At 64.4% G+C, this 16,972-nt stretch carries 20 protein-coding genes; 5 read left to right on the top strand and 15 right to left on the bottom strand.

Features of this window, described 5'->3' with window-relative positions; translation table 11 throughout:
* The 10 genes from AB7P10_RS17725 to AB7P10_RS17680 form a co-directional block, all read right to left on the bottom strand.
* Positions 1–123: GTP-binding protein (locus tag AB7P10_RS17725; protein WP_428295181.1), on the bottom strand; the 123-nt coding region annotated here is incomplete at its 3' end.
* Positions 124–232: 109 nt separating this feature from the next.
* Positions 233–2,335: an elongation factor G gene (fusA, locus tag AB7P10_RS17720; RefSeq protein ID WP_428295178.1), complete on the bottom strand. Its 2,103-nt coding sequence runs from the start codon at positions 2,333–2,335 to the stop codon at positions 233–235.
* An 89-nt stretch (positions 2,336–2,424) separates the two neighbouring features.
* A complete protein-coding gene (rpsG, locus tag AB7P10_RS17715; protein WP_137918320.1) occupies positions 2,425–2,895 on the bottom strand; it encodes a 30S ribosomal protein S7 in 471 nt (156 codons plus the stop codon).
* Positions 2,896–3,051: 156 nt separating this feature from the next.
* Complete coding sequence (rpsL, locus tag AB7P10_RS17710; protein ID WP_068169701.1) at positions 3,052–3,429, bottom strand: 30S ribosomal protein S12; 378 nt, start codon at positions 3,427–3,429, stop codon at positions 3,052–3,054.
* Positions 3,430–3,563: 134 nt separating this feature from the next.
* A complete protein-coding gene (locus AB7P10_RS17705) occupies positions 3,564–4,670 on the bottom strand; it encodes a D-alanyl-D-alanine carboxypeptidase family protein (protein WP_428295180.1) in 1,107 nt (368 codons plus the stop codon).
* A 134-nt stretch (positions 4,671–4,804) separates the two neighbouring features.
* A complete protein-coding gene (locus AB7P10_RS17700; protein WP_428295177.1) occupies positions 4,805–5,428 on the bottom strand; it encodes an alpha/beta hydrolase in 624 nt (207 codons plus the stop codon).
* Between the two features lie 15 nt (positions 5,429–5,443).
* The gene (locus tag AB7P10_RS17695) at positions 5,444–5,785 is read right to left on the bottom strand and encodes a (2Fe-2S) ferredoxin domain-containing protein (RefSeq protein WP_428295176.1); all 342 of its coding nucleotides are present in this window, start codon (positions 5,783–5,785) and stop codon (positions 5,444–5,446) included.
* Positions 5,786–5,794: 9 nt separating this feature from the next.
* Positions 5,795–6,877, bottom strand: coding sequence for a VanZ family protein (locus tag AB7P10_RS17690; protein ID WP_428295175.1), 1,083 nt, complete (start codon positions 6,875–6,877; stop codon positions 5,795–5,797).
* Between the two features lie 31 nt (positions 6,878–6,908).
* Complete coding sequence (locus tag AB7P10_RS17685) at positions 6,909–7,337, bottom strand: CopD family protein (protein ID WP_428295174.1); 429 nt, start codon at positions 7,335–7,337, stop codon at positions 6,909–6,911.
* Between the two features lie 257 nt (positions 7,338–7,594).
* On the bottom strand, positions 7,595–8,719 hold the full coding sequence (locus AB7P10_RS17680) for a hypothetical protein (protein ID WP_428295173.1): 1,125 nt from the start codon (positions 8,717–8,719) through the stop codon (positions 7,595–7,597).
* A 257-nt stretch (positions 8,720–8,976) separates the two neighbouring features.
* On the opposite strand from AB7P10_RS17680, the gene hemB reads away from it, so the two are divergent.
* On the top strand, positions 8,977–9,978 hold the full coding sequence (gene hemB, locus AB7P10_RS17675) for a porphobilinogen synthase (protein WP_428295172.1): 1,002 nt from the start codon (positions 8,977–8,979) through the stop codon (positions 9,976–9,978).
* Positions 9,979–9,989: 11 nt separating this feature from the next.
* Positions 9,990–11,102, top strand: a complete 1,113-nt coding sequence (locus AB7P10_RS17670; protein WP_428295171.1) for a magnesium transporter CorA family protein — start codon at positions 9,990–9,992, stop codon at positions 11,100–11,102.
* Positions 11,103–11,106: 4 nt separating this feature from the next.
* Here AB7P10_RS17670 and AB7P10_RS17665 read toward each other — a convergent pair whose 3' ends face one another.
* From AB7P10_RS17665 to AB7P10_RS17650, 4 genes are read right to left on the bottom strand one after another with little or no spacing between them, the layout of a single operon-like run.
* Positions 11,107–11,757: a glutathione S-transferase family protein gene (locus AB7P10_RS17665; RefSeq protein ID WP_428295170.1), complete on the bottom strand. Its 651-nt coding sequence runs from the start codon at positions 11,755–11,757 to the stop codon at positions 11,107–11,109.
* Complete coding sequence (locus AB7P10_RS17660) at positions 11,754–12,659, bottom strand: amidohydrolase family protein (RefSeq protein ID WP_428295169.1); 906 nt, start codon at positions 12,657–12,659, stop codon at positions 11,754–11,756. The genes AB7P10_RS17665 and AB7P10_RS17660 overlap by 4 nt, the downstream gene beginning before the upstream one ends.
* 5 nt (positions 12,660–12,664) lie before the next feature.
* On the bottom strand, positions 12,665–13,348 hold the full coding sequence (locus AB7P10_RS17655; RefSeq protein ID WP_428295168.1) for a dienelactone hydrolase family protein: 684 nt from the start codon (positions 13,346–13,348) through the stop codon (positions 12,665–12,667).
* Between the two features lie 31 nt (positions 13,349–13,379).
* Complete coding sequence (locus AB7P10_RS17650; RefSeq protein ID WP_428295167.1) at positions 13,380–13,979, bottom strand: 2-hydroxychromene-2-carboxylate isomerase; 600 nt, start codon at positions 13,977–13,979, stop codon at positions 13,380–13,382.
* A gap of 87 nt (positions 13,980–14,066) precedes the next feature.
* Between AB7P10_RS17650 and AB7P10_RS17645 the strand changes: the two genes are divergently transcribed.
* From AB7P10_RS17645 to AB7P10_RS17635, 3 genes are read left to right on the top strand one after another with little or no spacing between them, the layout of a single operon-like run.
* Positions 14,067–14,825 carry an SDR family oxidoreductase gene (locus AB7P10_RS17645; RefSeq protein ID WP_428295166.1) on the top strand — a complete coding sequence of 253 codons (759 nt, stop codon included), beginning with the start codon at positions 14,067–14,069 and terminating at the stop codon, positions 14,823–14,825.
* Positions 14,826–14,827: 2 nt separating this feature from the next.
* Positions 14,828–15,313, top strand: coding sequence for a MaoC family dehydratase (locus AB7P10_RS17640; RefSeq protein WP_428295165.1), 486 nt, complete (start codon positions 14,828–14,830; stop codon positions 15,311–15,313).
* 27 nt (positions 15,314–15,340) lie between these two features.
* A complete protein-coding gene (locus tag AB7P10_RS17635; protein ID WP_428295164.1) occupies positions 15,341–15,961 on the top strand; it encodes a MarC family protein in 621 nt (206 codons plus the stop codon).
* 4 nt (positions 15,962–15,965) lie between these two features.
* Here the strand turns inward: AB7P10_RS17635 and AB7P10_RS17630 are convergent, their stop codons facing one another.
* A complete protein-coding gene (locus AB7P10_RS17630) occupies positions 15,966–16,970 on the bottom strand; it encodes a TRAP transporter substrate-binding protein (RefSeq protein ID WP_428295163.1) in 1,005 nt (334 codons plus the stop codon).
* Positions 16,971–16,972 lie beyond the last annotated feature (2 nt).

Here is a 16,972-nt window from a genome sequence, read left to right as displayed (position 1 = left end):
GCCGAACTTGGACGCCAGCACCGTCGTGATCGCCGCCGTCAGCGTCGTCTTGCCGTGGTCAACGTGTCCGATCGTGCCCACGTTCACGTGCGGCTTGGTCCGCTCAAATTTCTCTTTTGCCATTTTTCAATTCCTAAAGAACACACCCGTGTCACGGTTTAAGGTCTGCACCACACTGCTGATTCGCCCCGCACGGGAACAGGGCGGCGCATGGTCGCAGACCGGCTGAAAATTACTTGGAACGCGCAGCGACGATGGCCTCGGACACGTTGCGTGGGGCTTCCGAGTAATGCTTGAACTCCATCGTGTACGTGGCACGACCTTGCGACATCGAACGCAGCGTAGTCGAGTAGCCAAACATTTCTGACAGTGGCACCTCGGCCTTGATGGCCTTGCCGCCACCGACCATGTCCTCCATGCCCTGCACCATGCCGCGGCGGCTGGACAGGTCACCCATCACGTTGCCAGCATAGTCTTCAGGCGTCTCGACCTCGACAGCCATCATCGGCTCAAGAATCACGGGACTGGCCTTCTTGCAGCCTTCCTTGAAGCCGAAGATGGCCGCCATCTTGAACGCCATTTCAGACGAATCCACGTCGTGGTACGAACCGAAGTGCAGCGTGACCTTGACATCCACCACGGGGAAGCCCGCGAGCACGCCGGTGTTGAGCGCTTCAATCACGCCCTTCTCCACCGCCGGGATGTATTCGCGCGGCACAACACCACCCTTGATAGCGTCGACAAACTCGAAGCCCTTGCCAGCCTCGTTCGGCTCAATCTTGAACACCACGTGCCCGTACTGACCCTTACCGCCCGACTGACGCACGAACTTGCCTTCGGCTTCGTCCACGCTTTTGCGGATGGTTTCCCGGTACGCCACTTGAGGCTTGCCCACATTGGCTTCGACACCGAACTCGCGCTTCATGCGGTCGACGATGATTTCCAGGTGCAACTCGCCCATGCCGGAGATGATGGTCTGGCCGGACTCTTCGTCCGTTTTCACGCGGAACGAGGGGTCTTCCGACGCCAGACGCTGCAGAGCGATGCCCATCTTTTCCTGGTCGGCCTTGGTCTTCGGTTCCACGGCCTGCGCGATCACAGGTTCCGGGAAGACCATGCGCTCGAGCATGATGATGGCATCCGGATCGCACAGGGTTTCACCGGTGGTGACGTCCTTGAGACCCACGCAGGCCGCAATGTCGCCGGCGCGGATTTCTTCCACTTCCAGACGGTTGTTGGCGTGCATCTGCACGATACGGCCAATGCGCTCTTTCTTGCCCTTGACAGGGTTGAACACCGAATCGCCCTTCTTCAGCACACCGGAGTACACGCGCACGAAGGTCAACTGCCCCACGTACGGGTCGGTCATCAGCTTGAACGCCAGTGCCGACAGCTTCTCTTCGTCCGCGGCTTTGCGCGAGGTGGGCGCCTCGTTGTCATCGGTGCCGCCCACAGGCGGAATGTCCACCGGCGAGGGCAGAAAGTCGATCACGGCGTCAAGCATGCGCTGCACGCCCTTGTTCTTGAACGCGGTGCCGCAAAGCATCGGCTGGATCTCGGTGGCAAGCGTGCGCGTGCGGATGCCTTGCTTGATTTCGGCTTCGGTCAGATCGCCTTCCTCAAGGTACTTGTTCATCAGCTCTTCGCTGGCTTCGGCCGCAGCCTCCACCATCTTCTCGCGCCATTCGGCCGCCTGAGCCTGAAGCTCGGAGGGGATATCCTGGAACTCGAACTTCATGCCCTGGGAAGCTTCGTCCCAGATGATTGCCTTCATCTTGATGAGATCGACCACGCCCTTGAAGTTTTCCTCGGCCCCAATGGGAATGACGATCGCCACGGGATTGGCCTTCAGGCGCAGCTTCATCTGGTCATAGACCTTGAAGAAGTTGGCACCCGTGCGATCCATCTTGTTGACGAAGGCCAGGCGCGGCACCTTGTACTTGTTGGCCTGGCGCCATACGGTTTCCGACTGTGGCTGCACGCCACCCACGGCGCAGTACACCATGCAAGCACCGTCGAGCACGCGCATGGAACGCTCCACCTCGATGGTGAAGTCCACGTGGCCCGGGGTGTCGATGATGTTGAAGCGATGCTCGGGATAGGACAGATCCATGCCCTTCCAGAAGCAGGTGGTGGCCGCAGAGGTGATCGTGATGCCACGCTCCTGCTCCTGCTCCATCCAGTCCATGGTGGCGGCGCCATCGTGCACTTCGCCGATCTTGTGGTTCACACCGGTATAGAACAGGATGCGCTCGGTGGTGGTGGTCTTGCCGGCATCAATGTGCGCGGAAATACCGATGTTGCGATAACGCTCAAGGGGCGTGGTGCGGGACATGGAAATACTCCGAAAAGGGATCGAGCCCGCCACCCTGGACGGGCATGCGGGCTCTCGGTTCTGGATGCTCTACTGGGCGGAAGCCCGAATCAGAAGCGGAAGTGGCTGAAAGCCTTGTTGGCTTCGGCCATGCGGTGCACTTCGTCACGGCGCTTCATGGCGCCGCCACGGCCTTCGGTGGCCTCGATCAACTCATTGGCCAGACGCAGCGCCATGGACTTCTCGCTGCGCTTGCGCGCAGCTTCCTTGATCCAGCGCATGGACAGGGCCAGACGACGGACAGGACGGACTTCCACAGGCACCTGGTAGTTGGCGCCACCCACGCGGCGGGACTTCACCTCCACCATGGGTTTGACGTTGTTGATGGCAACCGAGAAGATTTCGACTGGGTCTTTGCCGCTCTTCTTCTCAATCTGTTCCAGCGCACCGTAAATGATGCGCTCGGCAACCGCCTTCTTGCCGCCCTCCATGATCACGTTCATGAACTTGGAGAGCTCGACATTGCCGAACTTGGGATCCGGCAGGATTTCACGTTTAGGGACTTCGCGACGACGTGGCATTTCTTCACCTCATATTGCTTCAGTTGGCACCCCTTTCAGGGGCCGCGAGAGTCATGCAAAACTCTCACTTACTTGACCCGCACGGACAATTCCGTGTTGTGGGCCACTGCGTTCGATCCACCTGCCAGGGCGGAGCAAACACCGGACTTCTAACGATCAGGCCTTCTTGGGGCGCTTGGCGCCGTACTTGGAGCGCGACTGCTTGCGGTCTTTCACGCCTTGCAAGTCGAGCGAGCCACGTACGATGTGGTAGCGCACGCCGGGCAGATCCTTGACACGACCACCACGAACCAGCACGACGCTGTGTTCCTGCAGGTTGTGGCCTTCACCGCCAATGTAGGAAATAACCTCAAACCCGTTGGTCAGGCGCACTTTGGCGACCTTGCGCAGGGCGGAGTTGGGCTTCTTGGGGGTCGTGGTGTACACACGGGTGCACACACCGCGACGCTGCGGAGAGTTTTCCATGGCCGGGCTCTTGGATTTGGTCTTTTCGACCTCCCGGCCGTGGCGCACGAGTTGGTTGATGGTTGGCATTAAAACGTCCCTAAACGTCTGAAAAAGCGAAAACGAAGACTCCTCGGAAGATTCCGAAAAGCCCTCTACTGTAGCATGCGGCCGGATTCAGGACAATCCACCGCCAACTCTGGATGGAGTTGGCGTCGCCGAATTCACTGAATCCAGAGGCGGATGGCGTCCCACGCGCGTCCGAAAATGCCGCTTTCTTCGACAGTTTCGAGGACAGTGAGAGGTATTTCGGCCACTGGTGCACCGCTGGCCAGCGTCACCCGCAGGGTGCCCACGCTCTGGCCTCGCAACAGGGGCGCCACGAGCGGCTCGGGGCGAATCACCTCGGATTTCAACTTCGCGCCTTCGCCCGCGGGCACCGACACCACGACGCCCTCGGGCCTCCCCAACCGAACCTGCTCTGCCTTGCCTTTCCAAATGCGCGGCGAGGCCACGGGCTCGCCGACCGGAATCAGGCGCACCGCATCGAAGGCCGTGTAACCCCAATTGAGCAGTTTTTGTGTCTCGGCAGCTCGGGCGCTTTCGCTAGATGCCCCGAGCAGCACACTCACCAGGCGCCGCTGGCCCTGAGCTCCTTCGCCCAAACCCGGCACCTGCCTGCGTGCCGTCGCCACCAAACAGTAACCCGCCGCGTTGGTGTGCCCAGTCTTCAGGCCGTCGACGCTCGGATCACGGAACAAAAGCAGGTTGCGATTGGTGTCGTTGGCGGCCGGCGTGCCGGGGTAGCGGTAACGCTGGATACCGTAGTACGGCACATACTGGGGGAAGTCGGCCATCAGGCGCGTTGACAGCGTGGCCAGATCACGCGCGGTGGTCGTGTGACCCGCCTCCGTCAGCCCTTCCACGTTGCGGTAACTCGTGGAAGCCATGCCAAGCGCCTTGGCCTGCTCGTTCATGAGCTGCACGAAGCGCTCGACCGAGCCGGCAAGCCCTTCGGCCAGGGCCACCGTGGCATCGTTGCCCGACTGGACGATCATGCCCTTGATCAAATCCTCGACAGGCACTTGCATCTTGGGATCAATGAACATGCGCGAACCGGGCATCTTCCACGCCCGCTCACTCACGCCAAAGGTCTGCGTGAGACTGATCTTGCCCGACTTGAGCGCGTCAAATACCAAGTAAGCGGTCATGAGCTTCGTCAACGAGGCTGGCTCGACCGCCTGATCCGGGTCTTTGGAGGCAAGCACCTGGCCAGAGGTGACATCCAGCAGCAGGTATGCGCGCGCGGCCACCTCCGGCGGCACAGGCATCTGGGCCAGCGCAGGCAGCACCAGGCCAAGAGCCACGAACAAGGACACACCCAGGCGAGAGAGACAGCGACGCAACAAAATCAGATCCTTCAGTTCAGAACACAGAACAAAAAAAAGGGGAACTTGCAACCCGCTCAAGCGGGCAGGTGGCGCAACACCAGATCGCGCAACAGAGGGAGCTGCCCATGGAAAAAGTGCCCCCCACCGGGAACCACCAACACGGGCAGCGACTGGGGGCGGGCCCAGTCCATGACGGATGACAGAGGCACAGTGTCGTCCTGCTCGCCATGAACGATCAGCGTGCGGCTGTGGAGTTCCGTAGCGAGGGGTGCGACATCGAAACGGCTCGCCGCCGTGCCCACCAGCACGAGGCGCTCAATGTCACGCGTGCCAATCAGCCGGGCGGCCGCGTGGCTGGCCACGAAAGCGCCAAACGAAAAGCCGGCGAGACACAGAAGGCCCGTCGGCGCCAGCGCCGCCGTCACCGCGAGCAGGTCGTCGAGCTCCCCTCGCCCTTCATCGTATGCCCCTTCGCTCTGCCCCACGCCACGGAAGTTGAAGCGAATTGAGGTCCAGCCGGCTTGCACGCCAGCGCGAGCCAGCGTCTGGACCACCTTGTTGGTCAGAGTCCCTCCGTGCAGCGGATGCGGATGGGCAATCACCACGCCGCCACGGGCGTCTCCCGGCGGGCGGTCGATCGCGACCTCCAGCGCGCCGGCGGGCCCCGCAACCCTGACGAACTCGGTTTGCGCATTCATCGCATGGCCAACCACTCAGCGCCCGACATCGGCGGGGGTCAGCAAGCGCTGCACCACGACGCCGTCGCGCAGATGCGATTGCACGATCTCGTCGATGTCGTGTTCGTCCACGTAGCTGTACCAGACCGCCTCCGGGTACACCACGGCGATCGGGCCCCCAGCGCAGCGGTCCAGACATCCGGCTTTGTTCACGCGCACTTTGCCTGCGCCTGACAGGCCCAGCGCCTTGGCTTGCGACTTGCAACGATCAAAGGCAGCCTGGGCGCGGTACTGGGCGCAGGAAGTGTCTCCGTTGTCCCGCTGGTTCAGGCAGAAAAAGATGTGCCGCTCGTAGTAGGACTTGGCTTCTTCGGTCATGGAGGAATTCTAGTGGGGTCGTCCCGAGGTGACCGACGCGCGTGCCACGGTGCGCAGACCAAAAATCAGGGCAGCAAAGGGCCACAGCCAGCCCAGCCATTGCGACAGACCGTGAAAGCGGATGAAACGCCCCTGCTCCCAGACTTCGAGCGACTGCGCGAAATAGGGGCTGTCAGGAGCCCGGTTCAGCAGGGTGAGCGAGACGGCCAGAGTCAGCAGCATCGTCACGGTGCAAAGGCGGCGGCGCAGGCCCAGCATGGCCAGACCAGCCAGCAGCGCAATTCCAACTCCCGCGCCGGCCTGGGGATTGATCCAGGCCCAGGCGTGCGAGGGTCCGTAGGTAAGGGCGGCAGAGAGACCCGCCGCCGCAAACGCGCACAGAAAAAAGAGCAACAGAAACAGTCCCCGGCGCAACACTGAACGCATCTCTGCGAAGCCCATTAACAGTGGCGACAGCAGGCACAAGCCAATGCAGAAGGCCTCGGCGAGCGGGCTCAGCGGGTCCGGCAGCACCGGCTTCGCGGGCACCCAAGCCAGAAAAGGCGTCTCGTCCAACAAAGTCGCCAACGCGGCCTCCAGCCGATCCCAGACCTGCCCCAGACCGAATGGCACTGGCAGGGGGTACAGCAAAGCAAACGGCCACAGGGCCAGCAACACGAGACTGCCGTGCGCAGTCGGCTCGAACCAGTCGGCCCTGAACTGCGTCCAGCGCCGCAGAACTCCCAGGCGCTCCATGACCCAGGCGCCGGCGGCGCCCATCGCCGCGCCAGCCATGTTGAGGACAAGATCCACATTCGACGGCACGCGCATCGGCAGGTAGTTCTGGCAGGTCTCCACGGCCAGCGACAACAGGGTTGGCAACCCCAGCGAGACCCACCAAGCTCCTCGCCCCCAGCCCAAACGGAGCATGGCCAGAGCTAGCAGAAAACCCAGTGGGGCATAACCCAGGAGATTGGACGCGACGTCGAAGCCCGTCCAGTACTGCGGAAAGGGCGCCCGCAGAAATGCCAGTGGCGAAACCCCCTGAACACGCCAGCCCGAAAAGGGATAGAGACTGGCGTACACCACCAACCCGGCAAACAGCAATGCCAATGGCCAGGCGGATGATCGGGTTTTCAAAGTATCAGAAGGGCTTGACCACCACGAGCACCACCACGGTCGTCAGCAGGATCACCGGCACCTCGTTGAACCACCGATACCAGACATGGCTGCGTTGGTTGCGGCCCTGCACAAAGCGGCGCAACGTGACGGCGCAGGCGTGGTGATACCCCAACACGAGCAGCACGGCAACCAGCTTGGCGTGCATCCAGCCCTGGCCGGCGCCCCAGCCGATGCCGTAACCCAGCCAGAGCCAGAGCCCCAAACCCACCGCGGGCACGGCCAGGATGGTGGTGAACCGCAAGAGTTTGCGCGCCATCAGAAGCAGGCGCTCACGCTCGGCCTCGCTGCCAGGCGGCACCATCGCGAGATTCACGAAAAGGCGCGGCAGGTAGAACAACCCGGCAAACCAGCTGGTCACGAAAACGATGTGGAAGGACTTGACCCAGAGCATGGCGGCAGTGTAGCCCCGAGGCATCTGGGCAAGGTCTGGCAGCAGCAAAGTGAAGCGCACAAAAAAAACCCGGCCTTGCGGGCCGGGTCAGGAAGCCTTCTTGCTGTCACACACTAAGGCACCCGCTCAGGGAGGAAAAGCGGGGGGTCGACCTTTCGGCAGACCCGGGGGAAATGTTACACCAACCGGGACAGAATCCCAAGCAACCTGTCAGTTCTGACAGTGTTTTTTTTCGCCACTTGGTGTAGTCAAAAGAGCTACATCATCTTTGCGAGCTCAAACATGACCGCCGTACCCAGGGCTTCGCGGATGTTGCCGCGCCCGACCTTGGCCATAGAAAACTCGCCGAACCCCGACATGTCGAATGAACTGTCGTCGGGCGAAATCTCGACAAAGGGAAACTCGAACACCTCACGCAGCAGTTCACGGCGGAACTGGTCAAAGCCTTGGTCCATCATGTCGGCATCGACAACGATCAAGTTGGGCATGCGCGAGCGGACGGCTTCCCTCGCCTGATTGAAGTCAACCACGCTGTCTGAAGTGATACCGATCTCGCGCAGCGCATCGCGCACGTCGGCCCGAATCTGTAGCGTGGGCGAGATGGTGAGCACGTATACGCCCGAGAGCGACTTGAACATCGAGGACTGGTTGTCCGACAGGTCCACCGCTGAAATGCCATCCACGGCCTGCACGGTGCGGGTGAACATGGCAGTGAAGCTCACCCCCTCGTCGGTCATCAGCCGTTCAATCTCGATCCCTCCCGCAGCAAGGGCGATCTGGCGCACCAACATCCAGCTCAGGCTGTCCATGGAGGCGCCGCTTGAGGGCGGCGCGCCATCATTGGTCACGCGCACCTGCAGACGCGCATGCTGTGGCCACGAATTGAGGTCCATGCGCACGTCAATGTGGGAGCCGAACGGCATGCCCCAGTCGAGCACCGCGTTGACGAAGGCGTGGGCCACGGTAGGGTCCACCAGCACCTCCACCGGCTTGAGCTTGCGCCGCAACTCGATGCCCAGAATGACGAAATCCTTCTTGCGCTCCTGCAGCACGCCTTCAACCAGCTCGGCCATGCAGACCTTTTCATGGGACTGCCGTATGCGTCCACCATAGAAGCGGTTGATCTGCTGCGCGCTGACGCCCGAGAGCTTGATCCGCTCGGTCGGAATGCTGAGCGAACGGTGCTCCTGTCGGGAAATGCGGCCTTTGCTCAGCAGCAGGTCGATGATGTTCTGCAGCGCGCTTGCGCCCTCCGTGATCTGGTCTGAAAGGCTGGACAACAGCGTGGGCCAATGATCGTCCAGCGACCACGACTCGGACTCCTTGGCCCCTGGCTTGGCTTGCGCGACATGGGTCGCGGCGGGTTTTCTGGTGGTCAGCATGGGGCAGACATGGGGTCTTCAGGAATCGGGCAGTGTCACGCCTGGTGGTAACAAAGTGTGCTGGCAAGAGAATAGCGCCACGGCGTCGGCGTGTGCGGGCGAGAGGCGGCAGTATTTTCTTCTTACTGTGGAGTTCGCCACGCCATCCCAGATTTTCCTCGGACGTCCTCAACCTGCGAACTTTCGCCATGGTCACCGACCAACCGTCAGCCGACCGGGCGGTATCCCCAATGCGGGGCGTTTGCCACAATACGGCCATGCACCCGCCTGCCCCCTACCCGCTCAACCGCCCCCGCCGCTTGCGGCGCGATGCCTTCACCCGCGATCTGGTGCGCGAACACCGCCTGTCCGTGGCCGACCTGATCTATCCGGTGTTCGTGCTGGATGGCCTGGGACGGCGTGAGGCCGTGGGCTCGATGCCCGGTGTCGAGCGTCTCAGCCTGGACCTCCTGTTGCCGGTGGCCGAGGACTGCGTCGCGCTGGGGATCCCGGTCATGGCACTCTTCCCCGTGATCGACCAGGCTCTGAAGTCACCCGATGGCCGTGAGGCCTTGAACGCGGACGGGCTGGTGCCGCGCGTGGTGCGCGAGCTGAAGAAGCGCTTTCCGCAACTCGGTGTGATGACCGATGTGGCTCTCGACCCCTACACCAGCCACGGACAAGATGGCTTGCTCGACGAGAACAACTACATCCTGAACGACCCCACGGTCGAGATCCTCGTGCAACAGGCGCTGACGCAGGCGCGGGCGGGTGTCGACATCGTGGCCCCCAGCGACATGATGGACGGCCGCATCGGCGCCATCCGCGCCGCGCTGGAAGCGCAAGGCCTTGTGCACACGCGCATCATGGCCTACAGCGCCAAGTACGCCAGCGCGTTCTACGGACCTTTCCGCGACGCGGTGGGCTCGGCCACCAACCTGGGCAAGGCCGACAAGAAGGTCTATCAGATGGATCCAGGCAATACCAACGAAGCCTTGCGCGAGGTCGCGCTCGACCTCGCGGAGGGCGCGGACATGGTGATGGTCAAGCCCGGCATGCCTTACCTGGACATCGTGCGCCGGGTGAAGGACGAGTTCGCCGTTCCCACCTTCGCCTACCAGGTCAGCGGCGAGTACGCCATGCTCAAGGCCGCCGCCCAGAATGGCTGGCTGGACCACGACGCGGTGATGATGGAGAGCCTGCTGGCCTTCAAGCGCGCGGGTGCCGATGGCGTTTTGACCTATTTCGCGCGCGACGCTGCGCGGCTGCTGCGCGGCTGAAGCGACCGTCGATGCGCGTCTTCCACATCCTGCCCGGGTCGGTGAGCGAATCGGCGAGCCTGCCGATGGTGCTCCCCGCCAGGGGCTACGTGTGGATCGCGTGCGGCCGGCGCGAATTCGAACTGGAGCAAGGTGCCATTCAGTCCACGCTGCAGGTGCTTTGCGGCATGACGCTGGTGGACCTGCACATCGCCGACCTGCTCAACAACCAGTTGCCCTCGCACTACGACTACACCTCGCAGTACGACATCCTGGTGTTTCGTCGGCTCGCCGCCGGTCACAGCGAGACCGACCTCTCGCACCCCGGCGAGGTCCTGACGCAAACGCTCAAGCGCGGCGGGCCACCGGTGCTGCGGCGCATCGACACCAGCCCGGTCGGCTTCGCCGTCTTTGACCGCGTGCTCATCACCGTGCACCCTGCGGGCTGCCTGGTGCTGGACCAGTACGCTGCGCGGCTGCTGTCGTCCGCCACCGCGGCGTCGCGCGCAGCCGGCGTTCACCTGCCGCCCAGCCCGGCCGACCTGATGCTGCGCATCGACAACCAGATGGTCGATGGCTATCTGGCCTTGCGGCGCGAGCTCACCCGCCAGTTGGACCACTGGCAGGCCGAACTGCTGCACCCTAAGGCGCGCTTCTCCAACTGGGGTTCGCTGCTGGACGCCCGCATTTCATTGCACCAGCTCGACGAGATCTGCGAAGACCAGCGTGCCGCTGTGCAAGACTGGATCGAGGCGCTGGCGACCTGGGAACCCAACGAGCACAACGGTGGGCCCAAGGGCCTGGAGTTGCTCAAGGTGCGCTCGCGCGACGTGCTGGAGCACATCGAACGGGTGGTGCACCATGTGCGCCGCCTCGAACAGAACGCCGAGACCGCAGTGCAGATGCACTTCTCGGCGCAGAGCAACCGCACCAACGACATCATGCGCACCCTCACCGCGCTGACCGCCATTTTTCTGCCGCTGAACCTGATCGCCGGCATCTTCGGCATGAACTTCGAGTTCATTCCGCTGATTCACCAGCAGACTGGCTTCTGGTGGGCCATGGGTTCGATGGCGCTGATCGCGGGCGTGCTTGGGGTGCTGTTCTGGCGCAAGCGCTATCTGGTGCGCTCCTCCGGGCGCTGACCGCTCAGACGAAAGGCTCGGCCAGGCCCTCGTTGGACATGACGCGCCGCAGCGCGGGGCGCTCCAGCATGCGCCGCAGGTAGAGCCCCACGTGAGCCCGGTCACGCGCGGGTGCGCTGGAGAAGTTGCGCGTCCAGCGACACAGCGTGAACACGTAGGCATCGAGCACGGTAAACGCTTCACCCGCAAACCACGGGCCACCATGGCGCGCGAGTTCGGCGTCGAGCTGGTCAAGCAGCACACCCACACGCGCTTGCGCGCAGGCCTTCACCTCGGCGGCGCCGGCGACATTGCCCGCATCGACCCAGCGCTCGGGGTAGAAGTAGGCCAGCAGCGTCGCCTGAAGCGTGTTGGTGAGCCACATGAGCCATTTGTAGGCATGCGCCCGCTCATGCGTGCCCAGAGCGGGCATCAGCCCGGCCTGGGGGTACGTGTCGCTCAGGTGCAGGCAGATGGCGGCGGTCTCGTAGAGCACCAGGTCGCCATCGACCAGCACCGGGATCAGCCCGTTGGGATTGAGCGCGAGGTAAGCGGGGGCCTTGTGCTCGCCATTCACGCGGTCCACCGCCACGCGCTCGTAAGGCACACCGAGTTCTTCAAGGACGATGTGGGGCACCATGGCGGCGGTGCCGGGATGGAAGTACAGCTGGATCATCGGGGGGTGGGTTGGGACACGCCAAAGAGCGCGGCGCCATTGTCCCAGGCGATCTTCCTCGCCACCTCGGCCGGCAGCGTGCCCAGCCAGGCGCGGTATCCCTTCATGAGGTCGTCGTAGTACAGCCAGCGCTGGTTGACCCAGGTGTCCGAACCAATCAGGAAGCGGTCCGGGTACTTGATCAGCAGCGCGCGCCACTCGGGGCAGAGCTGGCCGTCGCCGCAGGTCAGGCCGGGCCGGTACGACAGTTCTCCCATCAGGCGCGGGTAGCGCGCCATCAGCGCATCCACACGCGCCACCGGCGAACCACCAATGCCGGTGTGGGCCCAGATCAGCCGGGACTTCTGCCCTTTCGAGGGCGTGTGCGCCATCAGCAGGTCGATCGCCACATCGTCCACGTGCGCGAGGATGGCAAGGTCTTTGTCCTCAGCCAGCGCCATGAGCTGCTTTGCCACCGGGCCGTTGGCGTTGGCGCTGTCGTACAGGTGGAATTCGCCCAGGCCGCGGTAAGGGCCGGCGGGCGTGCCACGCGCGAGTTCGGTGTTCACCATCTCGACGATGCTCGCGTCGCGAAACCAGTTGGTGTAGTCGGCGCGGTTGCGGTAGAGACGCACGAACGGCACCACGGTGACGCCAGCCGCGCGCGTCTGCTCGCGCGCACTGGCCAGCGCCCGGGTGCCGTCGTTGGGTCGCGAATTGGCGATGATGGCCCGCACACCGTTGCGCTGCATGCGATCCAGCACGTCGGCCATGGGGTGCGGGCATCCCGGCGCGGGTGTGTCGTGCGTGCAGGCCTCGTCGTTGTAGTGCAGGTGGGCGTCGAACAGCGGACCGCTGTACTCGGACGCCAGCGCGGCCCGCCCCGCCAGCAGCACCACCAGACAGGCCACAGCGCGCCACACGGCCGTCAGCCCAGATGTTCGGCCAGGAACGCGAGCGTGCGTTCGCGCGCGAGCTTGGCGGCGGCTTCGTTGTACGAACCGCGCTGGTCGCAGTTGAAACCGTGGTTGGCGCTGTAGACGTGCACCGTCACGCCAGGATGTGCCTTCCTGAAGGCCTCGATCGTATCGAGCGGAATCCAGTGGTCCTGGTCGCCGAAGTGCACCATCACCGGCGTCATCGGCTTGCGACCCGCATCCTCACCGACGGTCATGCCGCCTCCGTAGTAGGGCACGGCGCCAGACAGCCCCTTGAGCATCGCGGCCGAGCGCCAGGTCAGCAAACCGCCCCAGCAGTAGCCCAGGATGCCGACCTTGCCGCCCTGCGCGGCATGGTCAATGGCGGCCTGGATGTCGGGCATCACGCCCGGCGCGGGCAGGCCTTCCACTGCGGCCTTCAAACCCATGCCCTCCTTCATGTCGGCTTCGGTGTAGCCCAAATCCACCCCCGGTTTGACGCGGTGAAAGGTGGCGGGGGCCACCACGAAGTAGCCGTCGGCCGCGTAGCCGTCGGCCACCGAGCGGATGTGCGAGTTCACGCCGAAGATCTCCTGCAGCACCACCAGCCCACCGCGGGCCTTGCCGGTGGGCTGGGCGACGTAAGCGGGGAAGCTGAAACCGTCCGCGGCCTTGAGTTCGATGGTCTGACCCATGTGCGTATCTCCTGTGTTGAGGTGGAAAGATTCAGGCCCGCAGGCGGCGGGCCACGAAGTCGAGGCGATCCTGGCCCCAGAACATTTCGCCGTCGACCAGGTAGGTCGGTGCGCCGAACACGCCGAGGTCGATCGCGGCCTGCGTCTGCGCCTCGTACCGTGCCTGCACATCGGGCTGCAGCGACGCGTCGAGTCGCGCGCCGTCCAGGCCACATTCGGCCAGCAGCTCGGCCAGCACGTCCTGCGAGGCAATGTTGCGCTCCTGCGCCCACACGGCGGCGGTCACGGCACCGGTGATGCGCAGCGCGGCATCGCTGCCGTCGTGCATCGCCACCGCGGTGATCAGGCGCGCGGCCGGGTCGCCGGCCACGGGGAAGAATTTTGGTTCGGGGTGCAGCGGCACGCCCAGGGCCTCGCCGAAGCGGCGCAGTTCGAGCAGGCGGTAGGCCTGGCGCTGCGGCGCGCGCTTGGGCAACGGCAGGCCGCCAGAGACGGGAAAGATCTTGCCCAGGTCCATGGCCAGCACGCGCACCTCGGCGCCGGTCTCGCGCGCCAGCGCGGCAAAACGCTCGTGGCCGAGGTAGGTCCAGGGACTCTGCGGGGCGAGGTAGTAGTCGACTGTGTGACGCATGGCGGTCTCCTGGCGCTGTTGTAATGGCGGGCTCGGTGGCGAGCCCGTGTTGTACGCCATGCCACCGACATTTGCAGGAGGCGGGTTATGGGCGATGTGACAGGACGGGCACTGCTCGTCACGGGGGGCGGGCGCGGCATCGGCGCGGCCACGGCGCGGCTGGCGACCCGCCAGGGTTGGGCGGTGGCGGTGAACTACACCGCAAATTCGCTCGCGGCCGACGAGGTCGTGCGCGCGATCCGTGCCGAGGGCGGCAGTGCGATGGCGGTGCAGGCCGACGTGGCGGACGAAGGCCAGGTGCTGGCCATGTTCGCCAGGATCGATGCGAAGCTGGGCCCGCTGCGCGGCCTGGTGAACAACGCCGGCGTGGTCGATGTCTCGGCGCGTGTCGACGAAATGAGCGTGGCACGCTGGCGCCGCATGTTCGACATCAACGTGATCGGTTCGATGCTGTGCGCGCGCGAAGCCGTGCGGCGCATGAGCACGAAGCACGGCGGCGCGGGAGGATCGATCGTGAACCTCTCCAGCGCGGCATCGCGCCTGGGCTCGCCGGGACAGTACGTGGACTACGCCGCCGCCAAAGGGGCGATCGATGCCTTCACCATCGGTCTGTCCAAGGAGGTGGCGGCCGAAGGCATTCGCGTGAACGCGGTGCGCCCGGGTCTGATCGAGACCGACATCCACGCCTCGGGCGGCCTGCCCGACCGCGTGCGCGATCTCAAGCACCAGGTGCCCATGCAGCGCGGTGGCCAGGCCGATGAAGTGGCCCAGGCCATTGCCTGGCTGCTGTCGGATGCGGCAAGCTACACCACGATGAGTTTGCTGGACGTGTCTGGAGGCCGATGACGATGACGACGACGACGACGACGACAAGCCCGATCAAATACTGGTGGGAAGACCTGCAGGTCGGCGAAACGCGCGACCTGGGCAGCATCACCCCCACGGAGGAAGAAACCGTGGCCTTCGCGCGGCAGTTCGATCCCCAGCCTTTCCACCTGGACCATGAGGCGGCCAGGGCATCGGTGTTCGGCGCCCTCAGCGCCAGCGGCTGGCACACCTGCGCCATGGCCATGCGGCTGATGGTCACCCACTTCCTGCACGAAAGTTCCAGCCTGGGATCGCCCGGCCTGGAGAGCCTGAAATGGCTCAAACCGGTCTTCCCCGGTGACACGCTGCGCCTGCAGCACACCATCACCGAGAAGCGCCCCATGAGCAAGCGCCTGGACGTGGGCCTGGTGCGCACCACCTGGGAAATGTTCAACCAGCACGGGGACAAGGTGCTGCACATGGAAGGCTACGGCATGTTCCGCCGCCGCGAGCCCGGGCAGCCATAGCGCGGCGGGGGTGGGCCACAATCCATCATGGATTTCAAACCGCTCATCACCCTGCTGGCGATCGTCAACCCGCTGGCGATCGTGCCGTTCTTCATCCACTACACGCAGGGGTTTTCGCGCAAGCAGCGGCGGCGCACGGTGATGATCTCCGCGCTCAGCGCCTTCGCGGTCATTGCCACCTGCGCCGTCATCGGCCTGCAGATCCTGGAGTTCTTCAGCATCTCGCTGGCCAGCTTCCAGGTCGGCGGCGGCATGCTGCTGCTGACCTCGGCCCTGTCCATGCTCAACGCCCGCCCCGCCGAGGCCAAGGTCACCGAACAGGAGGTGAGCGACGCCTCGTCGCGCGCCTCCATCGCGGTGGTGCCGCTGACCATTCCCCTGCTCACCGGGCCGGCGACCATGTCCACCGTGGTGATCTACGCCGACCAGGCGAGGACCTTCTTCCAGCACGCCGCGCTGGTGGGCTACGGCGTGGTGATCGCGCTGGCCACCGCCATCTGCTTCACGCTGGCCGAGCCGATCGCGCGCTTTCTCGGGCAGACCGGCATCAACGTGATGACGCGCCTCATGGGCCTGATCCTCGCCGCGCTCGCGGTCGAGGTCATGGCCACCGGGCTGGTCAAGCTGTTCCCCGCGCTGGCGGGCTAGCTGTTCACTTCAGCTTCTGCGTCTCGGCGCGGAATTCGGCCAACACGGCGCGCGCGTTCTTCAGGCCCCGCGCCTCGGCCGCGGCCACCCACTTGTCCTCGAGTTGCGCCTGGCGGGCCTTCACATCGTTGATGAAGGCCTCGCTGGCCATCTGGCGCTGCACGCCGGTGGTCTTCTGGATCTCGCGCGATGCCGCATCGGTGCGGTCCCAGCCGGCAGCGAACAGGCGCGCCGCGGCCTCGCCCGAGACCTTGTCGACCGCCGCCTTGTCGGTGGCCGACAGGGCGTCGTATCTGGCCTTGTTCATCATGAAAACGAAGCTGGTGTTGTAGAGCCCGCCGGGGAAGGTGGTGGCGTACTTCACCATGCCCAGCCGCATGGACTGCAGCGACTCGTCGGGGAAGAAGGTGCCGTCCATCACACCGGTGGACAGCAGTTCAAACGACTCGGTGGCGGGCTTGAGCGTGGTGTTCCAGCCCATGAGCTTGGACAGTTCGTTGATGTTGCCGCCGCCGATGCGGAACTTGAGTTTCGCGGCCTCTGCGGCGCTCGTCACCGGCTGCTTCACCGTGAAGATGATGCCCGGCCCGTGCGTGAACACGGCCAGCGTCTTCACGCCGCGGTGCTCGCCCAGCGGTGCGAAGTACTTGTCGTAGATGCGCTGGTAGGCCACGCTGGTGGCGGTGGAGCTGTCGCCCAGGAAGGGGAACTCGGCCACCTGCGTGAACACGAAGCGACCGGGCGTGTAACCGTCCACCGTGTAGGACACGTCGGCGAGGCCGTCGCGCACCGCGTCGAAGGTGCCGGGTGGCGCGGAAACGGCCTTGGGCAGCAGGTTGCACTTGACGCTGCCCTTGCTCTCCTTCTCCACAGCCTCGCACCACTGGTTCTGCGCCACGGTGGCGCCGTGCGAGGGCGGCAGCCAGGTCGACACGTTGAGCACGGTCTGCGCACCGGCGTGGCCACTGAGGGCCAGCAACGTGGCGAGGGTGAGGGTCTTGCGGGTCATGG

The sequence above is a fragment of the Hydrogenophaga sp. genome, assembly GCF_050182545.1.
Classification (GTDB): Bacteria; Pseudomonadota; Gammaproteobacteria; order Burkholderiales; family Burkholderiaceae_C; genus Hydrogenophaga.
This window is presented reverse-complemented; position numbering and strand designations above follow the sequence as displayed.